The organism is Paraburkholderia caribensis, assembly GCF_002902945.1.
Lineage (GTDB): Bacteria > Pseudomonadota > Gammaproteobacteria > Burkholderiales > Burkholderiaceae > Paraburkholderia > Paraburkholderia caribensis.
The window spans coordinates 1,199,111-1,213,596 of record NZ_CP026102.1 but is presented as its reverse complement, the minus strand read 5'-3'; the positions used below and the strand labels follow the sequence as shown (position 1 = coordinate 1,213,596).

At 63.7% G+C, this 14,486-nt stretch carries 11 protein-coding genes; 6 read left to right on the top strand and 5 right to left on the bottom strand.

Annotated elements, in window-relative coordinates; all coding sequences use genetic code 11:
• The first annotated feature begins 102 nt into the window (after window positions 1-102).
• A complete protein-coding gene (locus C2L66_RS21870; protein WP_054934711.1) occupies window positions 103-1,680 on the top strand; it encodes a methyl-accepting chemotaxis protein in 1,578 nt (525 codons plus the stop codon).
• A 51-nt stretch (window positions 1,681-1,731) separates the two neighbouring features.
• Here the strand turns inward: C2L66_RS21870 and C2L66_RS21865 are convergent, their stop codons facing one another.
• Window positions 1,732-2,442 carry a FadR/GntR family transcriptional regulator gene (locus tag C2L66_RS21865; RefSeq protein WP_176056895.1) on the bottom strand — a complete coding sequence of 237 codons (711 nt, stop codon included), beginning with the start codon at window positions 2,440-2,442 and terminating at the stop codon, window positions 1,732-1,734.
• A gap of 165 nt (window positions 2,443-2,607) precedes the next feature.
• Here C2L66_RS21865 and C2L66_RS21860 point away from each other — a divergent pair, with 165 nt between their 5' ends.
• The 4 genes from C2L66_RS21860 (at window position 2,608) to C2L66_RS21845 (ending at window position 7,391) form a co-directional block, all read left to right on the top strand.
• Window positions 2,608-3,402, top strand: a complete 795-nt coding sequence (locus tag C2L66_RS21860; RefSeq protein WP_060602984.1) for a (Fe-S)-binding protein — start codon at window positions 2,608-2,610, stop codon at window positions 3,400-3,402.
• Window positions 3,399-4,115 carry a LutC/YkgG family protein gene (locus C2L66_RS21855; protein ID WP_060602988.1) on the top strand — a complete coding sequence of 239 codons (717 nt, stop codon included), beginning with the start codon at window positions 3,399-3,401 and terminating at the stop codon, window positions 4,113-4,115. The genes C2L66_RS21860 and C2L66_RS21855 overlap by 4 nt, the downstream gene beginning before the upstream one ends.
• On the top strand, window positions 4,112-5,557 hold the full coding sequence (locus C2L66_RS21850; protein ID WP_060602991.1) for a LutB/LldF family L-lactate oxidation iron-sulfur protein: 1,446 nt from the start codon (window positions 4,112-4,114) through the stop codon (window positions 5,555-5,557). The genes C2L66_RS21855 and C2L66_RS21850 overlap by 4 nt, the downstream gene beginning before the upstream one ends.
• 112 nt (window positions 5,558-5,669) lie before the next feature.
• Entirely contained in the window at window positions 5,670-7,391 is a 1,722-nt protein-coding gene (locus C2L66_RS21845) for a lactate permease LctP family transporter (protein WP_060606772.1), read from the top strand.
• Window positions 7,392-7,447: 56 nt separating this feature from the next.
• Here C2L66_RS21845 and C2L66_RS21840 read toward each other — a convergent pair whose 3' ends face one another.
• On the bottom strand, window positions 7,448-8,326 hold the full coding sequence (locus C2L66_RS21840) for a LysR substrate-binding domain-containing protein (RefSeq protein ID WP_060602993.1): 879 nt from the start codon (window positions 8,324-8,326) through the stop codon (window positions 7,448-7,450).
• Window positions 8,327-8,428: 102 nt separating this feature from the next.
• Here C2L66_RS21840 and C2L66_RS21835 point away from each other — a divergent pair, with 102 nt between their 5' ends.
• Window positions 8,429-9,340, top strand: coding sequence for a DMT family transporter (locus C2L66_RS21835; protein WP_060606775.1), 912 nt, complete (start codon window positions 8,429-8,431; stop codon window positions 9,338-9,340).
• Between the two features lie 3 nt (window positions 9,341-9,343).
• On the opposite strand, the gene C2L66_RS21830 is transcribed toward C2L66_RS21835, so the two are convergent.
• From C2L66_RS21830 to C2L66_RS21820, 3 genes are all read right to left on the bottom strand, one after another.
• On the bottom strand, window positions 9,344-10,027 hold the full coding sequence (locus C2L66_RS21830) for a Fe2+-dependent dioxygenase (RefSeq protein WP_007587605.1): 684 nt from the start codon (window positions 10,025-10,027) through the stop codon (window positions 9,344-9,346).
• Window positions 10,028-10,127: 100 nt separating this feature from the next.
• Window positions 10,128-12,365 carry a TonB-dependent receptor gene (locus C2L66_RS21825; RefSeq protein WP_060602996.1) on the bottom strand — a complete coding sequence of 746 codons (2,238 nt, stop codon included), beginning with the start codon at window positions 12,363-12,365 and terminating at the stop codon, window positions 10,128-10,130.
• Window positions 12,366-12,705: 340 nt separating this feature from the next.
• The gene (locus tag C2L66_RS21820; RefSeq protein WP_035989411.1) at window positions 12,706-14,448 is read right to left on the bottom strand and encodes an ABC transporter substrate-binding protein; all 1,743 of its coding nucleotides are present in this window, start codon (window positions 14,446-14,448) and stop codon (window positions 12,706-12,708) included.
• Between the last annotated feature and the right edge of the window lie 38 nt (window positions 14,449-14,486).

The window sequence follows — 14,486 nt, the reverse complement described above, 5'->3', positions numbered from 1 at the left end:
GCCCACGCCTCAGTTGTCGATATATCAGATGGAGACATGCGTGCCGCATTGCAGCGCGGCGCGTCCACATTTCATATATCGCCCACGTAGCGAGGCGTCCGAATGCTGAAGCTGAGTTTTACCCAGAAACTGTGGTTGCCGCTCGTCATCAGTCTGATCGCCTTGCTGCTGGTGTCGGTGTCGGCGGCGTATCTGTCGCGCGAAACGCGCATCGAGGAACGCAAGAACGACCTCGTGAACGTCGCGCACGTCGGGCTGTCGCTGGTCGAGGAATACGCGAAGCTCGCCCAGAGCGGCAAGCTGAGCGAAGCGGACGCGCGCCAGGAAGCGCTCGCCCGGTTGCGCGACATACGCTACGGCGAGGACGGCTACTTCCTCGTGATCGATTCGACGCCGCGCATGATCATGCATCCGATCAAGCCTGCGACGAACGGCAAGGATCTCGCCGGCACCGCCGACGCGGACGGCCGCCATCACTACGTGGCTTTCGCCAAAGTCGCGCAATTGCCCGATGGCGGCTTCGTCGATTACGTGTTTCCGCATTCGCGCCCGGCGTCGGCAGCGGGGCCCGCTGAAGCCGTCGACAAGATTGGCTACGTGGTGCGCTATGCGCCGTGGGACTGGATCATCGCAACGGGCGCCTATGTCGACGATATCGACGCGGCCTTCATGCGCTCGCTGTATCTGATTGGCGGCGTGTTCGCCGCCATTGCGTTGCTGCTGGCCACGCTCGTCGCGCTGACCAATCGCAGCATCCAGCGCACGATCGGCGGCGATCCCGGCTATGCGGCGGACGTCGCGAACGCGATTGCCGTCGGCGACCTCACCGTGTCGATCGACACGCGCACCGACGACGAGCGCAGCCTGCTGCGAGAAATGCGCCGCATGCGCGACACGCTGACGGACACGATCCGCGCCATCAAGCACGCCGCCGATCACGTCGCGACGGGCGCCGGAGAAATCGCGAGCGGCAACGCGGACCTGTCGTCGCGCACCGAGAATCAGGCCGCTTCGCTGCAGGAGACGGCGGCGAGCATGGAGCAGATGACGTCGATGGTGCGGCAAACGGCCGAAAACGCGCGCACCGCGAGCGAGCTGGCCGAAAGCGCCGCGCAGATCGCGAACCAGGGCAGCGTGATGGTCGGCGAGGCGGTGACGACGATGCGCGATATCTCGACGGAATCGCAGAAGATGGTCGAGGTGATCGAGGTCATCGAGAGCATCGCATTCCAGACCAACATTCTCGCGTTGAACGCCGCTGTCGAAGCGGCGCGCGCGGGCGAACAGGGACGCGGCTTCGCCGTCGTCGCGGGCGAAGTGCGGACGCTCGCGCATCGCAGCGCGGGCGCCGCCAAGGAAGTGCGGCAACTGATCAGCCGCGCCGTCGACAGGGTCGGCAGCGGCGCGGGCCTCGTCGAACGCACGGGCACGACGATCCAGCAGGCCCGCGATGCAATTGCGAGCGTCACGGGCGTGATGCAGGAAATCGCCGCAGCCGCCGCCGAACAGAGCGCGGGTATCGATCAGGTGAATCTCGCCGTCACGCAGATGGACAGCCTCACGCAGGAAAACGCGGCGCTCGTCGAACAGGCAGCCGCCGCTGCGCATTCGCTGACCGAGCAGGCTGGGCGGTTGAAGACCTCGGTCGACGCCTTCCAGGTGGCCGACGCCGTGGTCTGATGGTTCGGCGCAGGGATCTGGTTGGACCACTTTGGAGCCGCTGACAGCGGCTCAACCCTGCCGTTCGCGGATACTGCGCACGAAGTCGATATGCGTGTGCATTGCGGTGCGCGCTTCTTCCGGGCGCCGCGAACAGATTGCATCGCTCACCGCACGATGCTGGATCAGCAGTTGCTCCGATTCCGCCGGGCCCTGCAGGCGCACGTCCGTGCCGCTGATCGTGATGTGTTCGCGCAGCATGCCGAGCACGCTGGTATGCAGATGCAGGAACATCGTGTTGTGCGACGCGAGCGCGATGGCGTCGTGCAGCTGCGCGTCGGCGGCGGCTTCGCTGTCCTTGTCGTCGCAAGCGTGCGAGCGTTCCAGTTCGCGCATCATTGAACGGATGCGCCTGATATCCGCCTGCGTCGCGCGCATTGCCGCGAAGTAGGCTGTTGCGCCTTCCAGCACGCGGCGAAATTCGAGAATGTCGTCGCGCAAGACCGGGTGATCCGCAACCAGTTGCCCCCACGGCGATGCGATGCCCGCGCGCAACTGGTCGGTCGCGAACACGCCCGCGCCGCGCCGGCTCTGCAACAGGCCGCGCGCCGCCAGCCGCTGGATCGCTTCGCGCACCGTGTTGCGCGACACGTCGTACTGTTCGGCCAGCGCGCGCTCGGCGGGCAGCCGCGAACCCGGCGGCCATGTGCCGTCGAGCAGCGACGTTTCCATCTGCCGCATCACGCCCTCCACCCTGCCCCGCTCTCTCGTACCCGTCGCCATACGCTTCCCTTGCTGCGTCGCTCATGCTTAAGTGGTCCAACCAATTTGTATTGTCGCGCACATTTGGGAATCATGCGTCAACGATTCAAGCGATCCGCGCGAGCCGCATCCGATGCCGACAGCGCACAAAGCGGACGAACAAGCGGAAGTACTCTGGAGCGAGATATGAAGGAAAGGCACTATCCGGCGGCCCCACGCGACGTCTATCTGTTCGCGACCTGCCTCGTCGATCTGTTCGTCCCCGAAGCCGGGCTCGACGCGGTGAAGCTGCTCGAACGCGAAGGGCTGGTCGTGCACTTTCCTCAGGAGCAAAGCTGTTGCGGCCAGCCCGCGTATAGCAGCGGCAATCCCGAACAGGCGCGCGACGTTGCGCGCGCCCAGCTCGATCTCTTCTCGAAACCGTGGCCTGTCATCGTGCCGTCGGGTTCGTGCGCGGGCATGATGCGCCACCACTGGCCCAAGCTGTTCGCCGACGATCCCGCGATGGCGCAAAAAGCGCAAGCGCTCAGCGAACGCGTGTACGAGCTGAGCGAATTCCTGCTGCGCGTGCTGCAGATCGAACTACCCGCCTCCACCGACGCGCCGTCCGAACGCGTCGTGCTGCACACGTCGTGCGCGGCGCGGCGCGAAATGGGCACGCGCGTGCACGGCGTCGAACTCGTCGATGCGTTGCCGGGCGTCACGCGCATCGAACACGAGCGCGAATCGGAATGTTGCGGTTTTGGCGGCACGTTTTCGCTGAAACATCCCGACATTTCCGGCGCGATGGTACGCGACAAGGTCGCCTCCGCTTGCGCGACGGGCTGCGAGCGGATCGTTTCCGCCGATTGCGGTTGCCTGCTGAACATCGGCCATGCGGCCCGTCACCAGGGCGCGCCTGTCGAAGTCGAACATATCGCGAGTTTTCTGTGGCGGCGCACGCAACGCGCCGATGCAAAAAACACGGGAAGCAAAGCATGAACGCGCGCGAACGCATGCTCGGACGGTTGCGCGCCGCTGCGCCCGCTCAGGTTTCAGGCGACGAACTGGAACGCCTCGACCAACGGATCGACCTGCATTACGACAGCCGCCGCGCCGCGCTGCCGACGCACGCGCTGGTCGAATCGATGCAAGCGGCGCTGACCGCCTCGCATGCCGAAGTGTTTCGCGCGACGGATCGCACGTGGCCCGGGTTGATCGCGCAACGTTTGCGCGATGCGAACGTGAAGCGCCTGCTGCTCGATACGTCGCGTGCGGAAGGTGCTGCGTTGAAGCAGGCGTTGCCCGCTTCCGTGGCGACGCGCCACTACGATCAGCCGATCGAAAACTGGAAAGGCGAACTGTTCGACACCATCGACGCAGGCTTCACGGTCGCGCGTTCGGGTCTCGCGTCGACGGGCACGCTGATCGTCGCGCCCGACGCCGGTTCGCCGCGCACGATGTCGCTCGTGCCGCCGCTGCATATCGCCCTCGTCTACGCGCATTCGCTGCACGCCGACCTGCACGCCGCGATGCGCGCCGAGCACTGGCAGGCGGGCATGCCGACCAACCTCGTGATGATCTCCGGCCCGTCGAAGACTTCCGATATCCAGCAAACGCTCGCCTATGGCGCGCATGGCCCGCGCGAACTGTGGGTCGTGATCGTCGAACATCAGGACGATGCGGCTGCCGCCACGGATGGAGACGCAGCATGAACGCCACCCCGATGCACTTCGTGCCGTCGCAGGACTTCAAGGCGCGCGCCCGCGCCGCGCTCGACGATCTCAAACTGCGCAGCAGCTTTCGCGGCGCGATGGACTTTCTGCAAACGAAGCGCCGCGCGCAGTTTCCCGACGACGACGAGTTGCAGCATCTGCGCGATCTCGGCGAAGCGGTGCGGCGTCATGCGCTGTCGCGCCTGCCCGATCTCCTCGTGCAGCTCGAAGCCAGTCTCACCGCGCGCGGCGTCCACGTGCATTGGGCCGAAACCGCCGCCGAAGCGAACGCGATCATCCACGGCATCGTGCAATCGCACCACGCGAAGCGTGTGATCAAGGGCAAGTCGATGGCGAGCGAGGAAATCGAGCTCAACCATTATCTCGAAGCGCGCGGCATCGACTGTATCGAGTCGGACATGGGCGAGTACATCGTGCAACTCGCGCACGAAAAGCCGTCGCATATCGTGATGCCCGCGATCCACAAGACGAAGGCCGATATCGCCGGACTGTTCGAGCAGCACATTCCCGACACACGCTACACGGAAGACGTCGACGAACTGATCCAGACGGGACGCCGTGCGCTGCGCCGCGCATTCGTCGATGCCGACATCGGACTGTCGGGCGTCAACTTCGCGGCGGCGGATACAGGCACGCTGTGGCTCGTCGAGAACGAAGGCAACGGACGCCTGTCGACCACCGTGCCCGACGTGCATATCGCGATCATGGGCATGGAGAAAGTGGTCGAGAAGCTCTCGCATATCGTGCCGCTGTCCAGCCTCTTGACGCGCTCCGCCACGGGCCAGGCGATCACGACGTACTTCAATCTGATCACCGGACCGCGCCGCGAAGGCGAGCGCGACGGTCCGCGTGAAATGCATGTGGTGCTGCTCGACAACGGGCGCACGCAGGCCTATGCGGACGAGCAACTGCGCGCGACGCTGCAATGCATCCGCTGCGGCGCGTGCATGAATCATTGCCCCGTGTACACGCGTATCGGCGGACACGCTTATGGCACGACGTATCCGGGTCCGATCGGCAAGATCATTTCGCCGCATCTGCTCGGTCTCGAAGAAACGGCCGACCTGCCGACGGCATCGAGCCTGTGCGGCGCATGCGGCGAAGTGTGCCCGGTGCGCATTCCGATTCCCGAACTGCTGGTGCGGCTGCGCACGGAAGCGAATCGCAATCCGCACGAAGTGGTCGCGCATCCGCTGCGCGGACAGGGCGCGAAGTTCAGCCGCGAGGAACAGTTCGTATGGCGTTTCTGGAGCGGCGCGTTCGCGCATCCGCGCGCGTACAAGGTGTTGCGCTGGGCGGCGACCAGGCTGCGCGCATTCGCGCCGAAGCACCAGATGGGCTGGACCCGCCACCGCGAGCCGCTGAAGCCCGCGGCGCGCAGTCTGCATGATCTGATGCGCGAGCGCGGCCAACCCGAGTAACGCGCTTTCAACCGCTGAACGACACACGTGCATCGCCCTCGCGGCGATGCACCGGGCGCGGCTGCGTGCCGCCAAAAAGAATTCATTGACAGCATATTCGGAGGAGACCGACATGCACCCGTGGTATCAGACCTACCTGCCCCTCGGCAGCCTCTGGCTATCCGCGCTCGCGGCCAGCATCCCCATCATCTTTTTCTTCATCGCGCTGGCGGGACTGCGCCTGAAGGGTCATGTCGCGGCAGCAGGTACGCTGGCGCTGTCGCTGGCTGTCGCGATCTTTGCGTATGGCATGCCGGCGCAGCAGGCGTTCGCGGCGGCGGGCTTCGGCTTCGCCTACGGCTTGTGGCCGATCGCGTGGATCATCGTCACGGCCGTGTTCCTCTACAAGCTGGTCGTGAAGACGGGACAGTTCGACATCATCCGCGCATCCGTGCTCGCGCTGACGGACGACCAGCGTCTGCAACTGCTGCTGATCGGCTTTTCGTTCGGCGCGTTTCTCGAAGGCGCGGCAGGCTTCGGCGCGCCCGTCGCGATCACGGCGGCGCTGCTCGTCGGGCTGGGTTTCGATCCGCTCAAGGCCGCGGGTCTGTGCCTGATCGCGAACACCGCGCCCGTCGCGTTTGGCGCGATGGGTATTCCTATCATCGTCGCGGGCCAGGTGACGGGCATCGACCCGTTTCTGATCGGCGCGACGGCGGGCCGCCAGTTGCCGCTGCTGTCGCTCGCCGTGCCGTTCTGGCTCGTGTTCATGATGGACGGCAAGCGCGGCCTCAAGGAAACGTGGCCGGCCGCACTGGTCGCGGGCGGCAGCTTCGCCGTCACGCAATACTTCACGTCGAACCACATCGGACCTGAACTGCCCGACATCACGTCGGCGCTCGTCAGCCTCGTCGCACTCGCGTCGTTCCTGAAGGTCTGGCAGCCGCGCCGCGCTCGCGATACCGCACGCGGCGCGGTGAGTGGCGGTGCAGCGGCGTTGTCGGGCTTTGGCGGCACGGGTGGCTTTGGAGGCGGTTCGAATGGCGCTGCGGGCGTCAGCCGTCGCGCGTCGCCTTATACGCTTCTTCAGACCATCCGCGCGTGGGCGCCGTTCGGCATTCTGACCGCCGTCGTCACCGTCTGGAGCCTGCAACCGTTCAAGGCGCTGTTCGCCGCGAACGGTGCGCTGGCGTGGAGCATCCTCAAGTTCAAGGTGCCCGCGCTCGATCAGCTCGTGATGAAGACGGCGCCCATTGTCGCGACGCCGAAAGCGTACGAAGCCGTGCTCAAGATCGATCTGCTCCCGGCAGTCGGCACGGCAATCCTCGCGACGGCACTGATCTCGATGGTGTTGCTGCGCGTGAAGCCGCGCGACGCGCTCGCGACATTCGTCGACACGCTGAAGGAACTGCGCCGCCCCGTGCTGTCGATCGGTCTGGTTCTCTCGTTCGCCTTCGTCGCGAACTACTCGGGGATGTCGTCGACGCTCGCGCTGCTGCTCGCCGGAACGGGCGCTGCGTTCCCGTTCTTCTCGCCCGTGCTCGGCTGGCTCGGCGTGTTCCTGACGGGCTCGGACACGTCGTCGAACGCGCTCTTCTGCTCGCTCCAGCACACGACCGCGCATCAGATCGGCGTGTCGGACACCTTGCTCGTAGCGGCGAACACGACGGGCGGCGTGACGGGCAAGATGATCTCGCCGCAGTCGATCGCGGTTGCTTGCGCGGCAACGGGGCTCGTCGGACGCGAGTCGGAGCTGTTCCGCTTCACGGTGCGCCATAGTCTGCTGTTCGCGGTGATCGTCGGTCTGATCACGCTGTTGCAGGCTTACGTGCTGCCGGGCATGTTGCCGGGTTGATCTTCCCGTTCCACCGCGCCTGATGAACGCCCGCTTTCCTGAGCGGGCGTTTCTGTTCATGGCTCGCCGGTGAACCATGCCTTCAGGGTCGCCGCGCCCGGCTTGAGTTCGATCGAGTTCGGATGCACGAGGTAGTACGCGGTCTTCAAAGGCAGACTCTGACCGAAGGGATCGATCAGCGATTTCGCCGCCGTCTCCGCTTCCGTCAATACCGCGCTCGTGAGAACGACGCCCTGTCCGCGCACTGCCGCCTCGATCGCCATCAGCGACTGGTCGAAGTGAATGCCCGCCATGCCGTCGATCTGCCGCGCAGACAGCTTGCTGAATTTCTTCAGCCACGTCGTCCAGTGCGGATGCAGCGTGTTATGCAGCAGCGTTGCACGTTGCAGATCGTCGGGGGCCTTCAGCTTCAGCCGCCTCGCGTACGATGGACTGCAATAGACGCGCGCTTCGTCGGCATGCAGCAGTTGCACATGCAGATCGGGCGCATTGCCGTCGAAGTAACGCACTGCGAGATCGATCGACTGCAATTCGAAATCGACCATCGCGGTCGTGGTGTTCAGCTCCAGTGCGATGTCCGGATGCGCGATCAGAAAGTCCGTCATGCGCGGCGCGAACCATTTGGCCGCGTAGCTGGGCGGCATCGACACGCGCACGCCTTTGCCCTGATTCTCGCGCACGCGGCGGCTGGCATGCATGATCTGCGCGAGTGCCGGCTGAATCTGTGCGTAGTAGGCGCGCGCTTCATCCGTTGGGATGATCTGCCGCACCTGACGCGCGAACAGCACCACACCGAGCCACGCCTCGAGCTTCTGGATCTGCTGGCCAACTGCGCCGGGGGTCACGTTCAGTTCATCGGCAGCCGCAGAAAAACTGCTCAGACGCATCGCGGATTCGAACGCGATCAGCGCTTTCAGGGGTGGCGTGGCGGACATAGGATAGTTTTTCTACGGTATCGACGAGAACAAATCGTTTGTACCGCATCCGTGCGCGCAGCACAATCGGCGCATCGTCCTTTGCATCCGATGGTGTTCGCCATGAATCCCGCTTATCTCGCGTTCGCGCTGCTCGGCCTGATCTGGGGCAGCAATTTTCTGTTCATGAAGTGGGCCAGCCTGTGGATCACGCCCGCGCAGATCGTGTTCTTGCGCGTGCTGTCCGGGTTCCTGCCGCTGCTCGTCTATGCGCTCGCGACGAAGGCGCTCGCGTGCAAACAGCTGCGACATGCGCACCATTTCATCGTGATGTCGCTGCTCGCGACGACCGTTTACTACTATGCGTTTGCCAAAGGCGCGTCGCTGTTGCTGTCGAGCGTGGCGGGCATGTTGAGCGGCGCCATTCCGCTTTTCTCGTTCGTCTGCGCGTGGGTGCTATTGCGCGCGGAACGGCCCAGCCCACGCGCGCTGGTCGGCGTGGTGGGTGGTTTCGCGGGCGTGTTGTTGATCGCGCGGCCATGGAATGGCGCGGTCGCGAGCATCGATCTGAGCGGCGTCGCGTATATGGCGGCGGGCTCGCTGAGCGTGGGCTGCTCATTCGTCTACGCACGGCGCTTTCTGTCGAAGCTCGACATGTCGCCCGTCGCGCTGTCCACATGGCAAATCGGCTTCGCGCTGTTGACGATTGCCTGCGTGACGCCGTTCGACGGCATCACCCGCATCGCGCACGACACGCGCGCCGCCGTCGGCATCGTGCTCGGGCTGGGACTGCTCGGCACGGGCGCCGCGTATATCCTGTACTACTTCATCGTGCAGCGGCTCGGCGCGCTCGCGGCTTCGAGCGTCACGTATATTCCGCCCGTCGTTGCGCTGGGAATCGGCGTGCTGGTCGCGCACGAACCCATTCAACCGCTCGACCTGCTCGCGATGGCCTGCATTCTTGGCGGCGTGTTCCTGCTGCAAAGCGGGCGTAATCCGCAGAAGACTGCAACCGTGGCACGACGTACCGCGTAATGTTCAGGTCTCGCTCCACATGCGCAGCAGGTTGTGGTAGCAGCCCACCAGCGTGCGGCGCGCCGCTTCATCGCCGTTCGATGCGTTGAGGCGTTGTATCGCGCCGTCGAGGTCGAACAGCATCGCGCGTTGCGTGTCGTCGCGCACGAGGCTTTGCGCCCAGAAGAAACTCGACACGCGCGCGCCGCGCGTGACGGGACGCACCTGATGCAGGCTCGTGCCCGGATACACGATTGCATGCCCGGCAGGCAGTTTCACTTCCTGCACGCCGAAGGTATCTTCGACCAGCAGTTCGCCGCCGTCGTATTCGTCAGGCGGCGTGAGAAACAGCGTGATCGAAATATCGGTGCGCACGCGCACGCCGCTGCCCGGCACCAGCCGGATCGCGCCGTCGACATGACTGCCGAAGTGCATCCCGCCTTCGTAGCGGTTGAAGAGCGGCGGATACACCTTGTTCGGCAGCGCGGCGCTGATGAACAGCGGGTGACGCTCCAGCGACGCGACGATCCGGTCGCCCATTTCCAGCGCGATCTGCGAGCCTTCCGCGATCTGCTGGTTACGCTTGACGGGCGCGCCCTGGTAGCCGGCCGTCGCGCGGCCGTCCACCCATGCATCGCTGGCTTCGAGCGCAGCACGCATCGCGGCGGCTTCGGCGGGACTCAGTACGTCGGGGATCGAGACAATCATCGTTCAACGTTCCTGCATAAGCGGCAGCGCCGCGCGCTCGAGCATGAATCGCTTCATGCGGCCTGGCGCGCGGCGTGCCGTGGGCTATCGCTTCGTGCGATCAGAAGAAGCGATAGTTTAGCGTCGCGAGGAACGTACGGCCGTAACCCGGCACCGCGCGTCCGCCGTCGGACGGAATCAGCGCGTCGTAGTAGTTCTTGTCGGTCAGGTTCAACACGTTGATCTGGACGTCGTAACGCTTCGCGTGATAAGCGGCCATCGCATCCCAGCGAGTGTAGCCGCCAACCTGCACGAGGTTGTTGTTCGCCGCGTAACGCGACGACATGTACGTCGGACCGCCGCCGATTTCCCAATGCGGCGTGAACAGATAGGTCGTCCACAGCGTCAGCGTATTGCGCGGCGTATTCGCGGGCGTCTTGCCTTGCGTGCCGTCAAACGCCTGCAGGATCGTGCCGTCCATATACGTGTAGCCGCCGAACACCTGCCACTTGTCCGTGATATGACCGGCGAGCCCGAGCTGATAGCCGCGCACGCGGATATCGCCGTCGAGCGTGTAGCTGCCGTCGGGGTTCGCGGTACGCGCGTTGGTCTTTTCGATGTTGAACAGCGATTGCGTGACGGACAGACCGCCGCCGAGCAGGTCCAGCTTCGCGCCGACTTCGTATGACTTGTTGTGCTCGGGCGGCAGGTTCTGCTGGCCGTTGGTGAGCGTCAGCGCTTCGAGCGACGGGTCGAACGACGTGCCGTACGACACGTAGTACGACTGCCAGTCGGCCGGCTGATAAATGATGCCGCCGCGCACGCTGGTGAAGTAGTTGGTCTGCGTCGCGTAACGCGGCAGGTTGATCGTATTCTTGATCGACGCTTCGTAGCGGTCCCAGCGCACGCCGCCCACCACTTTCCAGTGCTCGCCGAGCGAAATCGTGTCGTTCAAGTACAGGCCCACGCCATTCGCGCTCGATTCCGCGAGATTGGTCGCCACTTCCTTCACGTTCGCGGGACGCGGCGTGTACGGCGGATCGATCAGCGGCACCACGCCGATCGTGTTCGACGTCATGCCCGGCGAGGTCGCCGTGAAGCTCTGGTTGCTGTACGTCTCGTGGCTCAGATCGACGCCGGCGAGCAGGTCATGCTTGACCGGCCCCGTGTTGAACTTCCATTCGACGTCGGTCGAGTTGTAGACCGAATGGTCGTTGATGTTGCGGTCCTTGCCCTGCAGCTTCACGAACAGCTTCGAAGGATCGATCGTCGTGAAGTTGCCGTTGGTGAGCGCCGTCGACGTCGAGAGCGGCCCCGTCAGCACCGACGCCGCATTGGTCGCGCGCGCTTCCGTGCTGTAGTGGCTGAACTGCGTCTGGTTGCGCACCGTCACGTCGTCGTTGAAGCGATGCTTGATGCGCGCGCTGAAGGTCTGCACATCCTGAATCGTGCGGTCGTCCGTGTAGCCGTAGAACGTGCCGCGATTCACGGGCGCGGGGTGGCCGTTCAGCGGCGGAATGCCGTAGTCGGGCTGATCGCGGTTGTGCTGGATCAGCGCAGACAGCGTGATTTCCGTCGGCGTGCCGATACCGAACTTCACTTCGGGCGCGACGCCGTAGTCCTTGTTCTTCATCACGTCGCGCGACGAGCCGAGGCTCTGGCCGAATGCGTTGATACGGAACGCGGAGGTGTCGGTGATCGGCGTGTCGAGGTCGACCGTGGTGCGGTAACGGTCATGCGTGCCCGCCTGCACGGAGACGTCGGCGCGCTTTTTCAGCGTCGGCTCCTTGCTGACCTGGTTGATCACGCCGCCCGTCGAGCCGCGTCCGAAATACAGCGACGACGGACCATACAGCACATCGATCGATTCGAGGTTGAACGTGTCGCGATAGTACTGGCCGCGATCGCGGAAGCCATCGAGGTAGATGTCGGTGCGCGCCGAGAAGCCGCGCAGGTTGATGTTGTTGCCGATCTGGCCGCCTTCGGCTGCGCCGATCGTGATGCCGGGCACATTGCGCAGCGCGTCGGAGAACGAGTTCGCAGCCTGCGATTGCAGCACGGCCTTGGGAATGACGGTGACAGCCTGCGGAATATCGCGCAGCGCGGTCGGGACCTTGGCGCCGACACTGGATTTGTCGGGCTGGAAGTCGGTGGCGTTGTCGGTCTGCCCCGTCACCTTGACGGCGGGCAGTGTGTTGCTATCGGAAGGCTGGCTGGCGGAGGGCTGGCTGGCGGGAGAAGCGGACGATGAAGCCTGGGCAAGTTGCACTGCCGGTGTGGCCGGCGTCGTCGTCTGGGCGTAGAGCGGCGTCGCAAAGACGGCCATGACGGCCGCTGCGAGTGGCGTGGTTCGAAGCATCGCGATTCCCTGTCGTTGTAACTGATTTTTTCTTGGTGCAACGGGCGGTGCCTGCCCGTCCGGCTCGCGTATTCGCGCGAACCGCCCCGCCGGTAACTGCCCCCGGCCGGCCCTTCTAAATGAGAATCGGTATCATTACATGAACGCTAATGGTTCGCAATCATCCGTAATGCATGTGTGGTCATTGCGCGTCAGTCTTTCAGATGACAAATTGCTTTCTATTAATGGATTAGCCGTACTTGTTTAATCTTTATTTCAAGCTGATTAAAACCAATAAAAAAGCGGGCGGCGTCTTTCGACACCGCCCGCTTCAACCTTCCCGCTTTTCTACATCAAATGCCTACCGAACCTTGCCCGCCTTCCACGCTGCGAGCAGCTGGTCGTACTTGACCGTTTCACCCTTCGGCTTTTCGTTCGCGAGCTTCTTCCACGGCGCATGCTGATCCGAAAGCCATTTCGACGGATCGCTTTCCGCGTTCAGTTGCGGCGCGCACACCTTCATCCCGGCACGCTGCAAACGCCCCAGCACCTGGTCCATTTCCTTCGCGAGGTTGTCCATCGCGGCTTGCGGCGTCTTCTCGCCGGCAGCCGCCGTCGCGACGTTCTTCCACCAGAGTTGCGCCATCTTCGGATAGTCGGGCACGTTGTTGCCCGTCGGCGTCCACGCGACACGCGCCGGGCTGCGATAGAACTCGATCAGGCCGCCGTATTTGTCGGCGTTCTTCGTGAAGTAATCGCTATGAATGTCCGAGTCGCGAATAAACGTGAGACCGACAATCGACTTCTTCAGCGACACCGACTTCGACGTCACGAATTGCGCGTAAAGCCACGCGGCAGCACGTTGATTCGCGGGCGTCGACTTGAAGAAAGTCCACGAGCCGACATCCTGATAGCCGTTCTGCATGCCGTCCTTCCAGTACGGGCCATGCGGCGACGGCGCCATGCGCCACTTGGGCGTGCCGTCCGCATTCGTCACGTTGCCGGGCTTGAGCATCGACGCCGTGAACGCGGTGTACCAGAAGATCTGCTGCGCGATCTTGCCCTGCGCGGGAACCGGGCCGGCTTCGCTGAACGTCATGCCGGATGCTTCGGGCGGCGCATACTTCTTCAGCCAGTCGACGTACTTGGTGGTCGCGAAGACGGCAGCCGGGCTATTCGTGCCGCCGCCGCGCGACACGGATGCGCCAACGGGATGACAACCGTCCGGCGTCACGCGAATGCCCCATTCGTCGACGGGTATGCCGTTCGGAATGCCTTTATCGGCTTCACCTGCCATCGAAAGCCATGCGTCTGTGAAGCGCCATCCAAGCGACGGATCTTTCTTGCCGTAGTCCATGTGGCCGTAGACCTTTTCACCGTCGACGGTCTTCACGTCGTTCGTGAAGAAGTCGGCGATATCCTCATACGCGGACCAGTTCACGGGCACGCCGAGATCGTAGCCATACTTTGCCTTGAACTTGTCCTGCAGATCCTTGCGCGCAAACCAGTCCGCGCGGAACCAGTACAGATTGGCGAACTGCTGGTCGGGCAACTGATAGAGCTTTTTGTCCGGCGCGGTCGTGAAACTCGTGCCAATGAAGTCCTTCAGGTCGAGGCCCGGATTCGTGTACTCCTTGCCCTCGCCCGCCATGTAATCGGACAGCGGCACGATCACGCCATAGCGATAGTGCGTGCCGATCAGATCCGAGTCCGAAATCCAGCCGTCGTAAATGCTTTGACCGGATTGCATCGAGGTCTGCAATTTCTCGACGACATCGCCTTCCTGAATGATGTCGTGCTTGACCTGAATGCCCGTGATTTCCGTGAATGCCTTGGCAAGAGTCTTCGATTCATACATGTGCGTGTCGATCGTTTCCGACACCACGTGCACTTCCTTGACGCCTTGCGATTTGAGTTTCGCAGCCGTGTCGATGAACCATTTCATTTCGTCCATCTGCTGCTGTTTGGACAGCGTACTCGGCTGGAATTCGCTATCAACCCATTTCTGCGCTTCTGGCGTGCCTGCCAGTGCAGCGTGATTCGCACAAGCCCCCGCGACCACTCCTGCCACCGCGAGCGCGACGATCCGTCTCCTGTGTTGCATGGTCTTCTCCTGTGTCTCCACACCCCTTTGGATCATCA

Bases quoted from the DNA above. Each gene is read 5' to 3' on its own strand.
- C2L66_RS21870 (WP_054934711.1), top strand. From the start codon at position 103: ATGCTGAAGCTGAGTTTTACCCAGAAACTGTGGTTGCCGCTCGTCATC.
- C2L66_RS21865 (WP_176056895.1), bottom strand. From the start codon at position 2,442: ATGGCGACGGGTACGAGAGAGCGGGGCAGGGTGGAGGGCGTGATGCGG.
- C2L66_RS21860 (WP_060602984.1), top strand. From the start codon at position 2,608: ATGAAGGAAAGGCACTATCCGGCGGCCCCACGCGACGTCTATCTGTTC.
- C2L66_RS21855 (WP_060602988.1), top strand. From the start codon at position 3,399: ATGAACGCGCGCGAACGCATGCTCGGACGGTTGCGCGCCGCTGCGCCC.
- C2L66_RS21850 (WP_060602991.1), top strand. From the start codon at position 4,112: ATGAACGCCACCCCGATGCACTTCGTGCCGTCGCAGGACTTCAAGGCG.
- C2L66_RS21845 (WP_060606772.1), top strand. From the start codon at position 5,670: ATGCACCCGTGGTATCAGACCTACCTGCCCCTCGGCAGCCTCTGGCTA.
- C2L66_RS21840 (WP_060602993.1), bottom strand. From the start codon at position 8,326: ATGTCCGCCACGCCACCCCTGAAAGCGCTGATCGCGTTCGAATCCGCG.
- C2L66_RS21835 (WP_060606775.1), top strand. From the start codon at position 8,429: ATGAATCCCGCTTATCTCGCGTTCGCGCTGCTCGGCCTGATCTGGGGC.
- C2L66_RS21830 (WP_007587605.1), bottom strand. From the start codon at position 10,027: ATGATTGTCTCGATCCCCGACGTACTGAGTCCCGCCGAAGCCGCCGCG.
- C2L66_RS21825 (WP_060602996.1), bottom strand. From the start codon at position 12,365: ATGCTTCGAACCACGCCACTCGCAGCGGCCGTCATGGCCGTCTTTGCG.
- C2L66_RS21820 (WP_035989411.1), bottom strand. From the start codon at position 14,448: ATGCAACACAGGAGACGGATCGTCGCGCTCGCGGTGGCAGGAGTGGTC.